The sequence below is a fragment of the Nocardioides sp. 1609 genome, assembly GCF_004522105.1.
Lineage (GTDB): Bacteria > Actinomycetota > Actinomycetes > Propionibacteriales > Nocardioidaceae > Nocardioides.
The window spans coordinates 387,944-404,373 of sequence record NZ_SPUJ01000003.1; the positions used below are offsets into that span (position 1 = coordinate 387,944).

The 16,430-nt window shown below is 72.9% G+C and carries 17 protein-coding genes; 9 read left to right on the top strand and 8 right to left on the bottom strand.

From position 1 onward, the window contains the following. Nucleotides 1-12 precede the first annotated feature (12 nt). The 3 genes from E4623_RS08095 to E4623_RS08105 all read right to left on the bottom strand — a co-directional run bounded on the left by E4623_RS08095 (nucleotide 13) and on the right by E4623_RS08105 (nucleotide 2,582). Nucleotides 13-642: a GrpB family protein gene (locus E4623_RS08095; RefSeq protein ID WP_209020571.1), complete on the bottom strand. Its 630-nt coding sequence runs from the start codon at nucleotides 640-642 to the stop codon at nucleotides 13-15. Nucleotides 643-679: 37 nt separating this feature from the next. After that, nucleotides 680-1,486 (bottom strand): alpha/beta fold hydrolase, encoded by an 807-nt coding sequence (locus E4623_RS08100; protein WP_134766000.1) that lies wholly within the window; start codon nucleotides 1,484-1,486, stop codon nucleotides 680-682. A gap of 64 nt (nucleotides 1,487-1,550) precedes the next feature. After that, nucleotides 1,551-2,582, bottom strand: coding sequence for an ABC transporter substrate-binding protein (locus tag E4623_RS08105; protein WP_134766001.1), 1,032 nt, complete (start codon nucleotides 2,580-2,582; stop codon nucleotides 1,551-1,553). Between the two features lie 74 nt (nucleotides 2,583-2,656). Between E4623_RS08105 and E4623_RS08110 the strand changes: the two genes are divergently transcribed. The 4 genes from E4623_RS08110 to E4623_RS08125 are packed head-to-tail and all read left to right on the top strand — an operon-like array spanning nucleotide 2,657 to nucleotide 6,702. After that, nucleotides 2,657-3,748 carry an iron chelate uptake ABC transporter family permease subunit gene (locus E4623_RS08110; RefSeq protein ID WP_134766002.1) on the top strand — a complete coding sequence of 364 codons (1,092 nt, stop codon included), beginning with the start codon at nucleotides 2,657-2,659 and terminating at the stop codon, nucleotides 3,746-3,748. Then, on the top strand, nucleotides 3,745-4,803 hold the full coding sequence (locus E4623_RS08115) for an iron chelate uptake ABC transporter family permease subunit (protein WP_134766003.1): 1,059 nt from the start codon (nucleotides 3,745-3,747) through the stop codon (nucleotides 4,801-4,803). Before E4623_RS08110 ends, E4623_RS08115 begins: the two co-directional genes overlap by 4 nt. Next, entirely contained in the window at nucleotides 4,800-5,639 is an 840-nt protein-coding gene (locus E4623_RS08120; RefSeq protein WP_134766004.1) for an ABC transporter ATP-binding protein, read from the top strand. The genes E4623_RS08115 and E4623_RS08120 overlap by 4 nt, the downstream gene beginning before the upstream one ends. Nucleotides 5,640-5,694: 55 nt before the next feature. Next, nucleotides 5,695-6,702 carry a hypothetical protein gene (locus tag E4623_RS08125; protein ID WP_134766005.1) on the top strand — a complete coding sequence of 336 codons (1,008 nt, stop codon included), beginning with the start codon at nucleotides 5,695-5,697 and terminating at the stop codon, nucleotides 6,700-6,702. Nucleotides 6,703-6,709: 7 nt separating this feature from the next. Here E4623_RS08125 and E4623_RS08130 read toward each other — a convergent pair whose 3' ends face one another. After that, a complete protein-coding gene (locus tag E4623_RS08130) occupies nucleotides 6,710-7,684 on the bottom strand; it encodes a WYL domain-containing protein (protein WP_245154967.1) in 975 nt (324 codons plus the stop codon). A gap of 166 nt (nucleotides 7,685-7,850) precedes the next feature. Here E4623_RS08130 and E4623_RS22555 point away from each other — a divergent pair, with 166 nt between their 5' ends. Continuing rightward, nucleotides 7,851-7,997, top strand: coding sequence for a hypothetical protein (locus tag E4623_RS22555; protein WP_167736531.1), 147 nt, complete (start codon nucleotides 7,851-7,853; stop codon nucleotides 7,995-7,997). A gap of 45 nt (nucleotides 7,998-8,042) precedes the next feature. Here the strand turns inward: E4623_RS22555 and E4623_RS08135 are convergent, their stop codons facing one another. After that, the gene (locus tag E4623_RS08135; protein WP_134766006.1) at nucleotides 8,043-9,059 is read right to left on the bottom strand and encodes a zinc-dependent alcohol dehydrogenase family protein; all 1,017 of its coding nucleotides are present in this window, start codon (nucleotides 9,057-9,059) and stop codon (nucleotides 8,043-8,045) included. A 100-nt stretch (nucleotides 9,060-9,159) separates the two neighbouring features. Here E4623_RS08135 and E4623_RS08140 point away from each other — a divergent pair, with 100 nt between their 5' ends. The 4 genes from E4623_RS08140 to E4623_RS08155 all read left to right on the top strand — a co-directional run bounded on the left by E4623_RS08140 (nucleotide 9,160) and on the right by E4623_RS08155 (nucleotide 13,507). After that, on the top strand, nucleotides 9,160-10,680 hold the full coding sequence (locus tag E4623_RS08140) for a UDP-N-acetylglucosamine 1-carboxyvinyltransferase (RefSeq protein ID WP_134766007.1): 1,521 nt from the start codon (nucleotides 9,160-9,162) through the stop codon (nucleotides 10,678-10,680). Between the two features lie 99 nt (nucleotides 10,681-10,779). Next, a complete protein-coding gene (locus E4623_RS08145) occupies nucleotides 10,780-11,583 on the top strand; it encodes a glycerophosphodiester phosphodiesterase (RefSeq protein ID WP_134766008.1) in 804 nt (267 codons plus the stop codon). Continuing rightward, a complete protein-coding gene (locus E4623_RS08150; protein WP_134766009.1) occupies nucleotides 11,580-12,956 on the top strand; it encodes an MFS transporter in 1,377 nt (458 codons plus the stop codon). Before E4623_RS08145 ends, E4623_RS08150 begins: the two co-directional genes overlap by 4 nt. A 164-nt stretch (nucleotides 12,957-13,120) precedes the next feature. Continuing rightward, nucleotides 13,121-13,507, top strand: a complete 387-nt coding sequence (locus tag E4623_RS08155; protein ID WP_134766010.1) for an RNA polymerase-binding protein RbpA — start codon at nucleotides 13,121-13,123, stop codon at nucleotides 13,505-13,507. 30 nt (nucleotides 13,508-13,537) lie between these two features. Here E4623_RS08155 and E4623_RS08160 read toward each other — a convergent pair whose 3' ends face one another. Genes E4623_RS08160 through lnt form a run of 3 tightly spaced genes read right to left on the bottom strand, consistent with a single transcriptional unit; the run spans nucleotide 13,538 to nucleotide 16,372 of the window. Then, a complete protein-coding gene (locus E4623_RS08160; protein ID WP_134766011.1) occupies nucleotides 13,538-14,017 on the bottom strand; it encodes an FxsA family protein in 480 nt (159 codons plus the stop codon). 50 nt (nucleotides 14,018-14,067) lie between these two features. After that, nucleotides 14,068-14,817 (bottom strand): polyprenol monophosphomannose synthase, encoded by a 750-nt coding sequence (locus tag E4623_RS08165; protein WP_209020572.1) that lies wholly within the window; start codon nucleotides 14,815-14,817, stop codon nucleotides 14,068-14,070. Nucleotide 14,818: 1 nt separating this feature from the next. Beyond that, the gene (gene lnt, locus E4623_RS08170; RefSeq protein ID WP_245154968.1) at nucleotides 14,819-16,372 is read right to left on the bottom strand and encodes an apolipoprotein N-acyltransferase; all 1,554 of its coding nucleotides are present in this window, start codon (nucleotides 16,370-16,372) and stop codon (nucleotides 14,819-14,821) included. Nucleotides 16,373-16,430: the final 58 nt, after the last annotated feature.

Genomic DNA, 16,430 nt, shown 5'->3' on the forward strand with positions numbered 1-16,430 from the left:
CGCCCTCCGGGGTCAGTGACCCGGACGCGGGTGCGGGTCGTGCGGGTGCTCGGGGTCGGCGGCGAAGATCTTCTCGTACAGGTCGTAGATGACCCAGGCCTTCTCGTTGTTGTAGAGCATCGCGTCGGTGAACCCCCGGCCCGCGACCTCCTGCTTGACCGAGGCGTACAGCTCCCGGTCCTCGGGGTGGGCCCGCAGCCAGGCACCGAACATCCGGTGCCGCCGCGACTCGCGGGAGTCCGGCGCGAAGACGTGGAGGTTGCACGCCGGTTCGGTGCCGCGCAGGCAGCGGTGCTCCTCCCACTCCGGCTCGCGCACCCGCAGCTCGAAGCCGGCGGCCTCGAGGTCGGGCAGCCAGGAGTCCTCGTCGGCGGGATCGGGCACGAGGAGGTCGACGTCGACGACCGGCTTGGCCGGCAGCCCCGGCACGGACGTCGACCCGACGTGCGCGATCGAGACGACCCGCTCCCCCAGCGCCGCGACCACGCGGTCCCGGACGACGTCGTACCACTGCGCCCAGGCCGGGTCGGCCGGCACCACCACGACCGGCTCGGGGACGCGGGCGGACTCCGCGACCCGGGCCGCGTCGATCTCCTCGGCGGAGGGGACCTCGTAGGGGTTCCAGAGGGGGTGGACGGGCACGGTCCCAACCTAGGGCGTGGGGAGGGACCGCGAGCGGTCAGGGCTGGCCGTGTCCGGCGCGCAGGAAGACCCGCAGCGCGGAGACGAACGCCTCGGGTCGCTCGCTGTGCACCCAGTGCCCGGCGCCCTTGATCGTCACCTGGGTGGTGCGGGGGAAGAGCCGGCGCATCGGGGCCTCGTGGTCGGGACGGACGTACGTCGACCGCTCGCCGGCCACCCAGAGCACCGGGTGGTCGAAGGCCGCGCCGTCGCCCAGCCGGTCCGCGTCGGGGAAACCGCCGATGGTGGGCAGACCGGCGCGGAGCAGCGCCAGGTTGGCGCGCCAGGCGAAGCCGCCGTCGTCGCTCGCGCGGAGGTTCTGGAGCAGGAACCCGCGGACCCGGTCGTCCGGGACCGGGTCGGCGAGCGCCGTGTCGGCGTCGGCGCGTCGTACGACGGAGGTCAGGTCGAGCGCGGCGAGGCTGTCGAGGAGGTGCTCGAACTCCCCCGCCCCGTCGCTGTCGGCCGGGGAGATGTCGACGACGACGAGCCGGTCGACGAGGTCGGGGTGGCGCAGGGCGAGCACCATGGCGACCTTCCCGCCCATCGAGTGCCCGACGACGTGCACCGCCCCGTCGGCCGCGAACCCGTCGCGGAGGTCGGCCGCGACGGCGTCCGCGACGTCGACGTAGTCGACCGAGTCGGTCCAGGCGGAGCGTCCGTGGTTGGGGAGGTCGACCAGCAGCGAGCGCAGGTCGGGCTCGAGCGCGCGGGCGATCGGGACGAAGTTGCGGCCCTGGCCGAACAGCCCGTGCAGGAAGACGACCCGGTCGCCAGTCGAGCCGATCTCGGTCGTGTGCAGCACCCCAGGAGCCTAGTGGCCCACGGTCCGACCGGGCGTGCCGATCCCCCCGTCGGCGGGGCGGGGGCTACTTGGCCGCGGCCGCGGCGAGCAGCGGCACGATCTCGTCGATCGCGTACTGGATGCTCAGCGGGGTGGCGGCCGAGAAGGCGTTCGCCAGGACGGGGTCGTCGATGAGGATCGAGCGCCCGTCCTGGACGGCAGGGAGCGCGTTGTAGAGCTCGTCGCCGGTGATCTGGGAGGTCTCGATGAAGATCGGGAAGCTCACCACGACGTCGGCGTCGAGCAGCTCGAGCTGGTCGCCCGCGACCGGCACGGAGAACGACTCGGTGCCCAGCTCGGCGACCTCGGGCTTCTCGGTGAAGCCGAGCTCGGTCATGAACTGCTGACGGGCGTCGACGGCGGTGTAGACCCCCCAGCCCTCACTGGTCTTGGCCGAGACCGTGGCGGTCCTGCCCGCGAACTCGGGGTGGGCCTCGACGGCGTCGGCGAAGGCGGCGTCGACGTCGGCGAGCAGCTTCTCGCCGTCCTCGGCGAGCCCGAGCGCCTGCGAGATCATGGTGACCTGGTCCTCGGTGGTCGTCGTCCACCCGTCGCCGCCCTCGGGGATGCTGATGACGTTCGGGGTGATCTCGGTCAGGGCGTCGTGCCGCTCCTGCGTGCCCTCGCTGCGGACGTCGAGGATCAGGTCGGGCTCGAGGGCACCGACGGCCTGGGTGTCGAGCTCGGTGGTGCCGAAGAACTCCGGCACCTCGTCGTAGAGGTCGGTGGCCCAGGGACCGACGCCGTTGGCGTCCTCGCCGAAGCCGAGCCAGTCCGACGCCCCGATCGGCTGGACGCCGAGCGCGAGCGCGACCTCGGCGTCACCCCAGCCGAGGGCGACGACCCTCTCGGGCTTCTCGGTGATCTCGATCGACCCGAACTTCGTCTCCACCGTGACCGGGAACGCGCTGTCGGCGCCGTCCGCCGCGTCCTCCGAGGCGCTGTCGGTGCCCTGGTCGTCGGACCCCGTGCTCGAGTCGGTGCACGCGGAGAGGGCCAGCGCGACGACGCTGACGGTGGCGACGGCGAGGCCGCGCCGCAGGGTGGTGAACGACATCGAGGAACCCTTCGAGGACGGGGAATGCCCACGCCGCGGTGCGCGTGGGGTTTAGGACAGCCTAACCTGCTCTCATGACGACCACCCAGACGCCGCCAGGGGGTCCGCCCCCTGCCGACGCGGGCGCGGGTCCCGGCGCCGACGTCGGCCCGGACTCGCCCGACCGGTCGCTCCCGGTCCGCGTCGTGGGTCTGCTCGGGTGCGTCCTGGTGCTGGTCGCGGCCTGCGCCCTCAGCCTGGTGGTCGGCGCGAAGGCGATCCCGCTCTCGGTCGTGTGGGACGCCCTGCTGCACGGCTCCGACGGGACGTTCGACTCCATCGCCGTCACCTCCGACCGGATCCCCCGCACCGTGGCCGGCGTGGTCGCCGGCGCCGGCCTGGGCGTGGCCGGTGCGCTCATCCAGGCGGTCACCCGCAACCCGCTCGCCGATCCGGGCATCCTCGGTGTCACCGCCGGCTCCGCGTTCGCGATCGCGATGGGGATCGCCGTGGCCGGCGCGGTGGCCCCCTCGACCTACCTGTGGCTGGCGTTCCTGGGCGCCCTGGTCGCCACCGTCGTGGTGTACCTGATCGGGGCGGTCCACCGCGGCTCGGTGAGCATCGCCCGGCTCACCCTGGCCGGTGTCGCGCTCGCCGCCCTGCTCAACGGCGTCACGTCGGGGCTGGTCCTCACCGACCCGCGGGCCTTCGACGCGCTGCGCTCGTGGCAGGCCGGGTCGTTGAAGACCCGCGGCTGGGAGGTGATCTCACCGGCGGCGCCGTGGGTGCTGGTCGGGATCGTGCTCGCGCTCCTGCTGGGTCGGGCGCTGAACGCGGTGGCGCTCGGCGACGACCTCGCGGCGAGCCTGGGCGCCCACGTGCTGCGCACCCGCGTGCTGGCCGTCGTCGGCGTGACCCTGCTCGCCGGCGGCGCGACCGCGATCGCCGGTCCGGTCGCGTTCGTCGGGCTGATGGTGCCCCACGTCGCCCGACGCATCTCCGGGCCCGACCAGCGGTGGATCCTGGCGTTCACGGTCGTCCTCGCGCCGGTGCTGCTGGTGTGTGCCGACGTCGTGGGACGCCTCCTCCTCCCGGTCGGCGAGATCCCGGCCGGGATCGTCACCGCCGTGATCGGCGCACCCGTCCTGATCATCCTGGCCCGTCGCTACCGGGTGGCTGCGCTGTGAGCGCCGCGCCCGGCCTCCCCGACGCACCCGCCTCGGTCGAGCGCTCCCGCGCCGGTGCGGTGCGCTCGACCCGCACCCGCGCCGGCGTCGTGTCGCTCGCGCTGGCCCTCGCGTGCGGCGTCCTCGGCCTGGTCGCGCTCGGCACCGGCAGCCTCGAGCTGTCCCCGGTGGAGGTGGTCGAGGCGATCCGCGACCTCGGGGCCGGCTACCGGCGCTACGTCGTCCTCGAGGAGCGACTCCCCCGGATCGTCGCGGCGCTGGTCTTCGGCGCGGCGCTCGGGGTCGGGGGCGCAGTGTTCCAGAGCCTGACCCGCAACCCGCTCGGCTCCCCCGACGTCATCGGCTTCTCCACCGGGGCCTACACCGGCGCACTGGTCGTGATCACCACGGTCGGTTCGTCGGCGACGGCGGTGGCCGGCGGCGCGCTCGCGGGCGGCATCGGCACCGCGCTGCTCGTCTACGCCCTCGCCTGGCGCGGCGGCGTCATCGGGTTCCGGCTGGTCATCGTCGGCATCGCGGTCACGGCGCTGCTGGCCTCGGTGAACACCTACCTGCTGCTCCGCGCCAAGCTCGAGGTCGCCGTCGCCGCGGCCACCTGGGGCGCGGGCTCGCTCAGCCTGCTGACGTGGCAGCAGGCGTTGCCGGCGCTCCTGCTGGTCGCGGCGCTCCTGCCCGTGATCGCGCTCCTGAGCGGCGGCCTCCGCCAGCTCGAGCTCGGGGACGACGCCGCCCGCGCCCACGGCCTCGCGGTCGAGCCGGTCCGTCTCTCGCTCGTCGTGGCAGCCGTGGCGCTCACGGCGGCGGTGACCGCCGTCGCCGGACCGATCGCGTTCGTCGCGCTGTCGGCGCCCCAGATCGCCCACCGGCTCTGTCGTTCGGCTGGCCTGCCGCTCCTCGCCTCCGCGCTGACCGGTGCGTTCCTGCTGCTGCTGGCCGACTTCGCGGCCCAGCACTGGTTCCCGCAGGACCTGCCGGTCGGCGTCGTCACGGTCGTCGTCGGCGGCCTCTACCTGCTCTGGCTCCTCGCCTCCGAAGCCCGGAAGAAGGTCACATGACCAGCACCCCGCACCCGCCGACGTCCGCGGTCACCAGCCGTCTCGGTACCGAGGGCGTCACCCTGGCCTACGACCGTCGGGTGGTCTCGACCGACCTGAGCGTCGCCGTCCCCGACGGCTCGTTCACCGTCATCATCGGGCCGAACGGGTGCGGCAAGTCGACCCTGCTGCGCTCCCTGGCACGGCTGCTGAAGCCGAAGGCGGGTCGCGTCGTCCTCGACGGCAAGGCCGTCTCGAGCTACCACGGCAAGGAGGCCGCCCGGATCGTCGGGCTGCTCCCGCAGACGTCGTTGGCGCCCGACGGCATCACGGTGGCCGACCTGGTCGCCCGCGGCCGCTACCCGCACCAGGGTCTGATCCGAGGCTTCTCGGCGGCGGACAAGCTGGCCGTGGACCGGGCGATGGCGGCCACGGGCGTCGCCGACCTCGCCTCCCGCCCGGTCGACGAGCTCTCCGGTGGCCAGCGGCAGCGGGTCTGGGTCGCCATGGCGCTGGCCCAGGAGACCCCGCTGCTGCTGCTCGACGAGCCGACGACGTACCTCGACATCGCCCACCAGATCGACCTGCTCGACCTGTTCGCGGGACTGCACCGCGGCGGCAGCACCCTGGTCGCCGTCCTGCACGACCTCAACCAGGCCACCCGCTACGCCACCCACCTCATCGTGATGAAGGACGGCGCCGTCGCGGCGGAGGGACCCCCGCGCGAGATCTTCACCGCCGACCTGGTGCGCGAGGTGTTCGGCCTGCCCTGCGTGGTCATCGAGGACCCCGTCTCGGGCACCCCGCTCGTCGTCCCGACCAGCCTGGGGCACGTGCAGGACCAGACGAAAGTCTGACGGGCGACGACCCGCGGCCGATCCGCGGCGGTGCCGGGCGCCGTTGACTGAGGGCGTGACCACCAGTCCCCGCCCCAGGGCCGCCCCGCGGGCGCGCGTCGTCGGGGTCGTCACCGCCCTGCTGCTGGCGCCGGTCTCGGCCGAGCTCCTGCAGGTCTACCTCGGCGACCTGGGTGGTCCGGCCGGGCTCGCGTTCCTCGTGCTCTTCCTCGCGCCCGTGTACGGCGGGGCCGTGCTCCTCGTGCGGGAGGTCTCGGTCCGCACGCACCGCGGCTGGACCGGTCGGCTGCTGCTCGCCGCCGCGTTCGGGGTGGCGATGCCGACCGTCGTCGACCTCTCGGTCTTCACCCGCACCCGCGACGACATCGACGGCTGGAGCGACATCGTCGGCGCCGCCACGCTCGGTGGCATCGGGTGGAGCGCCGTCGTCGTGTGGGTGGTCGGGCACGTGCTCACGAGCGTGGCCGCACCGCTCGTCGTCGCCGAGACGCTGGCCCGGGACCCGCGACCGTGGCTGGGCCGCACCGGCCTGGGCGTGGTCGTCGCCGGCTTCGTGCTGGTCGCCGTCGCCCTCAACCGCGACCACGTCGCGCAGCACGACCCGACGGTCGACGCGGCCCGGTACGCCGGGGCGACGGCCGTCGTCGTCGCGCTGGTCGCCCTCGCCCTGAGCCCCCTCGGCCGCCCGCTGCCTCCGCTCGAGCGGACGGGCCCGTCGGTGCGCACCTGCCTGGTCGCCGGGTTCGTCGGGCTGGCCGCCTTCGACCTCACCCCGATGTCGTGGGCCGGGCTCGGGTTCCACCTGGTGCTGCTGGTCGCGGTCGGGTGGCTCCTGTCCCGGTGGGCGCGGTCGACCGGGTGGACGCCGCGCCACCTCGCGGCGGTGGCCTCCGGGGGCCTGCTCGCCCGGACCGTCATCGGGTTCCTCGCGCCGCTCCCCCAGGACACCACCTGGGCCGAGAAGATCGGCCAGCACGTCGCCTACCTCGCCCTGGTCCTGGTCCTCGCGGTCCTGACGGTGCGTCGGCGGGCGCCGCGGCCGGCCGCCCACCCGGGCCGCTGACGCCGCGTCAGGACCCCGCTGCCAGGAACCGCTCGCCGATCCGCCGGCACGCGGCCCTCAGCTCGACCGGGTGCTCGACCACGAACGGCGTCGCCAGCCGGACGAGCTGGAGCGCGAACCACTCCGGGTCGTCCATGCTGCCGATCAGTCGCGTGCGGCCGTCCTCGACCGCCTCGAGCCGGCCGAGGTGCCGCGGGAGCCGGCGGGCGACGTCCTCGACGCAGGCCTCGACCAGGACCGACACGGCGGCGCCCCAGCCCTCGGCCATGTGCTCGTCGACGACGGCGGCGACGTCGAGCCCGGTGGGAGCGGCGAACGTCTCCGGGAGGGGCGCGCAGGCCTCGATCCGGTCGACGCGGAGCACCCGCTTCGCGGCGACGGTCCGCTCCTCGACGGAGTGCGACCAGCACAGCAGGTACCAGCGGTCGTGGCGCAGGTTGACGCCCCACGGGTCGACGTCCATCGAGCGCGGGTCGGCGTCGGGCCGGCTGCGGTAGCGCAGCCGCACCCGGACGCCGTCCTGGGCGGCTCGCGCGAGCGCGCTGGCCAGGTGCGGGTCGGGCCCGCCGACCCCGGAGTCGGTCGTCCCGACCCGCCGCAACGCCTCGGCCGGCTCGGCGAGGGCGGTCGGCAGCACCCGGATGATCTTGTCGAGCGCCTCCTCGACCGCGCCGGCTCCCCCGACGGCACTGCGACCGCGGACGGCGGCCATCACCAGCGCCAGCGCCTGGTCGGTGGAGAACATCAGCGGCGGCACCCGGAAGCCGCGGCCGATCCGGTAGCCGCCGTACCGGCCGGGGGTCGACTCGACCGGGATCCCGGCCTCGCGCAGGATGCCGACGTAGCGCCGCGCCGCCCGGGTCGAGACGCCGAGCCGCCGGGCCAGGTGCTCCCCCGAGACGCCAGGGCGGTCGTGGATCAGCTCGAGCGCGACCAGGGCTCGCGCGGTCGGTCCGACGTCGTCCAGGAGGGGGTCCGGCACCCGAGGAACGATAGCGTCCGCATAGGACTCGCGCTGCGAGTCGGCCGGTGTCCGTCCGGGTGGTCGGCCTGGTCCTTCGTGACCAGATCCGGCGTGGTCGTATCACTGCGGCCGGCCGGGGCTCCTACCGTCGAGCGACGACAGCATTCTCGACGGGGGAACCACCATGTTCGACACCGCACCGGACGCCGGGACGCACATCTCGCACGACCGGCCGTGCCAGCAGTGCGGCCACGCGCTGCACACCTACCTGGCCTGCTCCGACACGTGCGCCTGCCAGCCGGCCGGCCTGCGCCTGCCGGCCTACGCCTGACCCGGCCCGGGTGCCCGACCCTGGTGGGCCGGCACGGGACCGGGCTCAGGGCTGCAGCAGCACCTTGATCGCCGTGCGCTCGTCCATCGCCCGGTAGCCGTCGGCGACCTGGTCGAGCGGCAGGGTGAGGTCGAAGACCAGGCCCGGGTCGATCTCGCGGCGCAGCACCCGGTCGAGCAGGTCGGGCAGGTAGCGACGCACCGGGGCCATCCCGCCGGCCAGGCCGACGTTCTTGGAGAACATCACCCGCAGCGGCGCCTCGGCACCGTGCGGGACGCCGACCATGCCGACCGTGGCGCCGGGGCGGGCGACCCGGAAGGCCTGCTCGAACGCCGGACCGTTGCCGACGCACTCCAGGACGGCGTCGCCTCCGACGCCCCCGAGGATGTCCTTGACCGCGGCCACGCCCTCCTTGCCGCGCTCGGCGACGACGTGCGTGGCGCCGAAGCGGCGGGCGATCTCCTGGCGCGGCTCGTGCCGCGACATCGCGATGACGGTCTCGGCCCCCATCTGCGAGGCCGCGAGGACGCCGCAGAGCCCGACCGCGCCGTCGCCCACGACGACGGCCGTGCCGCCCTGGCGGACGCCGGCCGCGACGGCGGCGTGCCACCCGGTGGCCATCACGTCGGAGAGCGTCATCAGCGACGGGACGAGGTCGGCGTCCGGCACGCCGTCGGTCTTGACCAGGCTGCCGTCGGCCTGGGTGACCCGGGCGTACTCGGCCTGGCCGCTGCGGGTCATGCCGAGGTTCTCGCAGGCCGAGTGCGCGCCGTTGCGGCAGGCCGAGCACGTGTTGTCGCAGTGGTCGAACGGCACGATGACGAAGTCGCCTGGGCGGACGTCGCGGACGTCGGCGCCGACCTCCTCGACGATGCCGAGGCACTCGTGGCCGATCGTGTGCGGCTCGCTGGTCTCGTCGTCGCCGCGGTAGGGCCACAGGTCGGAGCCGCAGATGCACGAGGTGTGGACCTTGACGATGGCGTCGGTCGGGAGCTCGATCCTCGGGTCGGGGACCTCCTCGAAGCGGATGTCGCGGGGTCCATGGATGACGGTGGCCTTCATGTCCTGATCCTGACAGCCGGGGGCGCACTCGCCGGAAGGGTGGTGCACCACACGCCGGTCGGTTCTTGCCGTATCTCACATGTGAGTTACCGTGAGTGACATGTCGATCGACTACAAGAGCCGTATCGGGACGCTCATCCGCGACGCCCGGATGCACCGCGGCCTGACCCAGAGCCAGCTCGCCGACCTGCTCAGCACGAGTCAGAGTGCGATCAACCGGATGGAGAAGGGGCACCAGAACCTCTCCCTCGAGATGCTCGCCCGGGTGGGCGAGGCGCTCGACTCGGAGATCGTCGAGCTCGGCCCCACGCACCTGCGCGTCCAGGGCCCGACCACCCTGACCGGCGCCATCGACGTCAAGACGTCGAAGAACGCCGGCGTCGCGCTGCTGTGCGCCTCGCTGCTCAACCGCGGCCGGACCACGCTCCGCAAGGTGGCGCGGATCGAGGAGGTCAACCGGCTGCTCGAGGTGCTCAACAGCCTCGGCGTGAAGACCCGCTGGCTCAACAGCGACAACGACCTCGAGATCGTGCCGCCCAAGGACCTCGACCTCAGCCAGATCGACGAGACCGCCGCGCGTCGTACCCGCTCGGTGATCATGTTCCTCGGTCCGCTGCTGCACCGTGCGGAGTCCTTCGACCTCCCGTACGCCGGCGGCTGCAACCTCGGCACCCGCACCGTCGAGCCGCACATGACCGCGCTGCGCCCCTTCGGCCTCGAGGTCAAGGCGACCGACGGCAGCTACCACGCGCAGGTCAACCGGGCGATCGAGCCCGAGCGACCGATCGTCCTCACCGAGCGCGGCGACACCGTCACCGAGAACGCCCTGATGGCCGCCGCCCTGCACCCCGGCACCACCGTGATCCGCAACGCCTCGTCCAACTACATGGTCCAGGACCTCTGCTTCTACCTGCAGAAGCTCGGCGTCGGCGTCGAGGGCATCGGCACCACCACGCTGCGCATCACCGGCGTCGCCTCCATCGACGTCGACGTCGACTACGCCCCCAGCGAGGACCCGATCGAGGCGATGTCGCTGCTCGCCGCCGCGATCGTCACGAAGTCCGAGATCACCATCCAGCGGGTGCCGATCGAGTTCCTCGAGATCGAGCTCGCCGTGCTCGAGGAGATGGGCTTCCAGTACAGCCGCACCGAGGAGTACGTCGCGCGCAACGGCCACACCCGGCTGGTCGACCTCACCACCAAGCCCTCGCAGCTGCGCGCCCCGCTCGACAAGATCCACCCGATGCCCTTCCCGGGCCTCAACATCGACAACCTGCCGTTCTTCGCCGTCATCGCGGCCGTTGCCGAGGGCCAGACCTTCCTGCACGACTGGGTCTACGAGAACCGGGCGATCTACCTCACCGAGCTCACCAAGCTCGGCGGCCAGGTCAAGCTCCTCGACCCGCACCGCGTGATGATCGAGGGCCCGACGTCGTTCTCCGGCGCCGAGCTCGTCTGCCCGCCAGCGCTGCGGCCGGCGGTGGTGATCCTGCTCGCGATGCTCGCCAGCAAGGGCACGTCGGTGCTGCGCAGCACCTACGTCATCCACCGCGGCTACGAGGACCTCGCCGAGCGTCTGAACCTCCTCGGCGCCACGATCGAGACCTTCCGCGACTTCTGAGACACGCAGCCGTGCGCGAGGGACGAGCGAGCGACCGGGCGACCGTCTGAGTAGGCGTGCTCTGCTCGCCGGACGTCCCGGACCGCCATACTCACCCCCGTGCCACGAACGACCCCGACCCCGCGGACCGGGCGGCCCTACCTCGACGAGGTGCTCGACGGGCCCGCGCCCGTCCTGGCGATGGCGCACCGCGGCGGCGCCTACCACCCCGAGCTCGAGGGACTCGAGAACACCCTCGAGGCCTTCCGGCACGCCGCCGACCTCGGCTACCGCTACCTCGAGACCGACGTCCACGCCACCGCCGACGGCGTCCTGCTGGCCTTCCACGACGACGTGCTCGACCGCGTCACCGACCAGCAGGGGCCGATCGGCGGGCTGACGTACGCCGAGGTGCGGCGCGCGCGGATCGGCGGCCACGCCGAGGTGCCGACCCTGGCGTCGCTGCTCGACGAGCTGCCCGGCACCCGGTTCAACGTCGACCTGAAGTCCGACGGCGCCGTCCGGCCGCTCGCCGACCTGGTCGCGGCGCGCGGCATCGAGGACGACGTCCTGGTCGGCTCGTTCTCCGCGGCCCGGCTGCGGGAGTTCCGCCGCCTCACCGAGGGCCGGGTGGCGACGTCCGCGGCGCCGGTCGAGGTCGTCACGTTCCTCGCCCGCCCCCGGCGGCGGGCGGCGTTCGACGCCCTGCAGGTGCCGCACCGCCGGGGACGCCTCGTGGTCGCGTCGGCGCGTCTGGTCCGCACGGCGCACGCCGCAGGCAAGCATGTGCACGTCTGGACGATCGACGAGGCCGACGAGATGCGCGTGCTGCTCGACCGGGGCGTGGACGGCCTGTTCACCGACCGGACGGACGTGTTGAGGGACGTGCTCGCCGAGCGCGGCCACTGGAGGGAGACCCGATGACCGGTATCGCCGACCTCGCGCCGCTGGAGCGCGCCCAGGAGCAGAAGGCCTGGTACTGGTACGACTGGGCCAACAGCGCGTTCTACACGACCGTGCTCAGCGTCATGTTCGCGCCGTACATGATCGAGGTCGCGGGCAAGGCGGCCGGCTGCCCCGACGACCTCGACGACGCTGCGACCTGCGGCAACACCGTCAGCGTCCTCGGCCTCGACCTCGCCGCGGGGTCCCTCCCGTTCTACCTGACCAGCTTCGCGACGATCTTCAGCGCGTTCCTGCTGCCGATCGTCGGCGCGATGGTCGACCGGTCGGCCCACAAGAAGCGGCACATGGCCGGCTTCGCCTGGGCCGGCGCCGCGTGTGGCTCGCTGCTGTTCTTCATGAAGGACGACCAGTGGCAGATCGGGGCGGTCGCGATCGTCCTGGCCAGCGTCCTGGCCGGCTGCTCGGTGATCAGCTACTCCGCGATCCTGGTCGACATCTCCACCGAGGAGGAGCGCGACCGGGTCTCCTCGCGCGGCTGGGCGTTCGGCTACCTCGGCGGCGGCCTGCTCCTCGCGGTGAACCTCGGCATGTTCCTGGGCCACGACGCGATCGGGCTGTCGAGCGGGATGGCCGTCCGGCTGTCGCTGCTGTCGGCGGTCATCTGGTGGGCGACGTTCACGATCATCCCGTTCGTGCGGCTCAAGGACCGCCCGCCGGTCGAGCGCCTGGAGATCAGGGGCAACGTGTTCGACCGCAGCTTCGGTCAGCTGTGGCGGACGCTGAAGGACCTGCGCAACTACCCGATGACGCTGACCTTCCTGGCGGCCTACCTCTTCTTCAACGACGGCATCCAGACCGTCATCTACGCCGCGTCGACCTACGGCTCGAAGCAGCTCGGGTTCGGCGACAGCGTGCTGATCGGCACGATCCTGCTCATCCAGTTCGTCGCCTTCGGCGGCGCGCTGCTGTTCGGGCGGTTCGCGCAGAAGCACGGCAGCTACAAGCCGATCCTCTACGGCACCTACGCCTGGGTCGTCATCGTCGTCCTGGCGTTCTTCCTCCCGGAGGGGAACGTGCCGCTGTTCATGGCGATCGCCGTCGCCATCGGGCTGGTCCTCGGCGGCACCCAGGCACTGTCGCGCTCGTTCTTCAGCCTGCTGATCCCCCGCGGCCGCGAGGGCGAGTACTTCGCCCTCTACAACGCCTGCGAGCGAGGGACGTCGTGGTTCGGCACGTTCGTCTTCGCGATCATGTTCCAGCTCACCGACTCCTACCGGCCGGCCCTGCTCGCCCTGATCGTCTTCTTCGTGATCGGCGCCTTCTTCCTGCTGCGCCTCGACCCGGAGCGCGGCATCCGGGAGGCGGGCAACACGGTCCCCTCGACCGTCTGAACCGCCGCTGGAGCACTGAGCGCCGCTGTGCGCCCGCTGTGGGAGGCCCGCGTCACGAACAGGAATGGAATCTTTGCCCGCTGGGTACGGTTGGACCAGCAACGGGCGCACCCGCCCGACGCAACACGACGACGCGGACTACACGCAGTTGGGAGGTGTGCACCATGGCAGAGCGAACCTTGCGTGGCGCACGACTCGGGGGACAGAGCTTCGAGGACGAGCGAGGCATCGAGTTCGCCGCCCGTCAGCAGGTCGGCTACCGCTGCACCCACGGGCACGATTTCGAGATCACGATGTCGGTCGAGGCCGACGTCCCGGCCGTCTGGGAGTGCCCCCGGTGCGGCGCCGAAGGACTGAGCACGTCCGGCATCGAGCGCGTGGAGAAGGCCGAGAAGCCGGTCCGCACCCACTGGGACATGCTGCTCGAGCGGCGCTCGGAGAAGGAGCTCGAGGACATCCTCAAGGAGCGGCTCGACCTGCTCCGCGGTGGCGAGATCGGTCCGGCGCACCTGCACCGACCGACCAAGAAGCGCAGCCGCACGACCGTCTGACCTCGACGGATCGCGGCGGCACCCGCGCCGCTACTCCTCGACGACCTCGCCTCGGACCACCGGTCCGGGGCGATTCGTCTGTCCGGGACCGCGCTGCGCGCCACCCGTCGGCCCCAGCGGTCCCACCACCGTGAGTCGCCGGGCCACGACACCGGTGAGCACCCGCCGGAACAGCGGCCGGGTGAGGGGCAGGATGAGCAGGATGCCGAGGAGGTCGGTGACGAAACCGGGGCTGAGCATCAGGAGGCCGCCGGCGAGGAGCAGGGCGCCGTCGGCGAGCTCGGCGGCGGGCATCCTCCCGGTCTCCAGCGCGGTGCGCAGGGCCTGCCACGCCCGGCCCCCCTCCCGCCTGACCAGCCAGCTGCCGAGGATGCTGTCGGCCACGAGCAGCACGACGGTCCACCACGCGCCGATGACCTGGCCGACCTGGATCAGCACGTAGATCTCGGCGATCGGGACGACCACGAAGGCGACCAGCAGGAACCACGAGAGACGACGACGCCGGGCCATGGCGCCAGTCTACGGACCGGCCGAGGGCGGCCCGGCGAGGTGGACGGGCCTCAGCGGTGGACGCGGCCCCAGAGCCGGCGGGCCTGGGCGCGTCGCTCCCGCAGCCCCCAGGCGGTGATCCGTCGCAACGACTCCGCCGCCACCGCGCCGCTCATCTTGGAGTCGCCGCGCACCCGCTCGACGAACTCGATGGGGACCTCCCGCACGGTCAGGCCGGCGCGGAGGGTCCGGCTGACCAGGTCGGTCTGGAAGACGTAGCCGGTCGAGCGGACCCGGTCGAGCTCGATCGCCTCGAGCGTCGTGCGTCGGTAGAGCCGGAAGCCGGCCGTGGCGTCCCTGACCTCGATGCCCAGGAGCAGGCGCACGTAGAGGTTCCCGCCGCGGCTGAGCACCTCACGGCGCAGCGGCCAGTTGACCACGCTGCCGCCGGGCACCCAGCGCGACCCGATCACCAGGTCGGCGTCGCCGAGGGCCGCGACCAGGCGGTGCAGCTGCTCGGGCTGGTGGGAGCCGTCGGCGTCCATCTCGCCCACGACGTCGTAGCCGCGTTCCAGCGCCCACGCGAAGCCGTGCAGGTACGCCGCCCCGAGTCCGCCCTTGGCGGTGCGGTGCAGCACGTGCACCCGGTCGTCGTCGGCGGCCAGCCGGTCCGCGATGTCACCGGTGCCGTCGGGCGACTGGTCGTCGACGACGAGGACGTCGACCTCGGGCTGGGCGGCGCGAAGGCGTCCGACGATCCAGGCGAGGTTCTCGGCCTCGTCGTAGGTCGGCAGCACCATCACCGTGGTCGGGGTGGACATCTCAGGAATCCTTCCCGACGCCGCGCTCCGGCGCGGCATCGACACCCGTGCGGGACCGCCGTCCGACCAGGAGGCCCCACCCGGCCCCGACGATCGTCGTCAGGTACGACAGCAGCCTCAGGAGCTCCCCGACGGCGATCGCCGGCGTCGCACCGCGGTAGAGCGTCACGGTCTCCACGACGACGTCCTGGGTACGCCGCTCGGTGCGGTCCACCACGCTGCCGTCGGGTGCGATGACGCCCGAGACCCCGTTCGTGGCCGCGACGACGACGTAGCGGCCGGTCTCGATCGCCCGGGCCCGGGTGATCGCGAACTGCTGCTCGATCTGGTCGGTGAAGATGAAGCTGGCGTTGCTGGTCTGGACGGCGAGCAGCTCGGCGCCGTTCTCGATCTGGACGGCGAGACCGTCGTCGTAGGCGATGTCGAAGCAGATCGCGTCGGCCAGCGGCACGCCGGCGACGACCAGCGGCTCGGAGCGCTGGCCGCTGACCATGTCGCGCGGGATCCGGGCCAGCTGGCCCTTCTCGGTGATCCCGGTCCGGGCGAGCAGGCCGCGCAGCGGGATGTACTCGCCGTAGGCGACCGGGTGCCGCTTGGTGTAGCGCTCCCCCGCGCCGGTGACGGGGTCCCACACGATGCCCTGGTTGAGCACGTGGTCCGCGCCGTCGTCGACGATGGCGCCGACCAGCACCGGCACCCCGATGGTGGCCGCCGCGGTCTCGATCCCGGCGCGGATCGAGGTGTCGCGGAACGGGTCGCGGGCCGTGGAGTTCTCCGGCCACACGACGAAGTCCGGCTGTGGCGCCTCGCCGGCGGCGACCCGGGCCGCGAGGTCCACGGTCGCGTCGACGTGGTTCTGGGTCAGGCCCTCGACGTCGGCGAGGACGTCGTCCCCGCGACCGGGCACGTTGCCCTGGACGGCGGCCACGGTCGTCTCCCCCACCTCGGCGAGGCGCCACGGCGCCACCGCCGGGACGAGCGCGACGGCGGTGACCACGACGAGGGCCGCGGCGGCGAACAGGCGCTCGTCGCGGCGCTCACGGTCCCGGGCGGCGAGCAGCAGCCGGGCCAGCAGGAACCCGAGGAAGGCGACGAGCAGGCTGACCCCGTTGGTGCCGACGTAGGCCAGGGCGGGAGCCAGCGGCGTGTCGACGACGCCGAAGCCCAGCCGGCCCCACGGCATCCCGCTGAAGGGCCAGGTGGACCGGATCGTCTCCATCGCCACCCACGCCAGGGCCAGCCACGCGGGCCAGGACGACAACCGGTGCAGGAGGGTCGCCACCGCGCCCAGCAACCCGTAGAAGAGCGCCTCGATGCCGGCCAGGGCCAGCCAGGCGGGCGCGCCGATCGAGGGGCTCATCCAGTAGATGTGGACGAAGTAGAACCCGACCCCGAACGCCAGTCCGACGACGAAGCCGGCCCGGGCCCGCACCCCGCGGGTGGTCAGGGCGTAGGCCGCCAGGCAGAACGGCATGAGGTAGGCGACGGCCACCGGTTCGTAGGCGAAGGACAGCGCGACCCCGGCGAGCGACGCGACGAGGGTCCGGCGCAGCACGGGTGGAACGGTACCGGCCACGTCGTCGAGATCGCCCATGCAGGGCTCCGGGAGGACC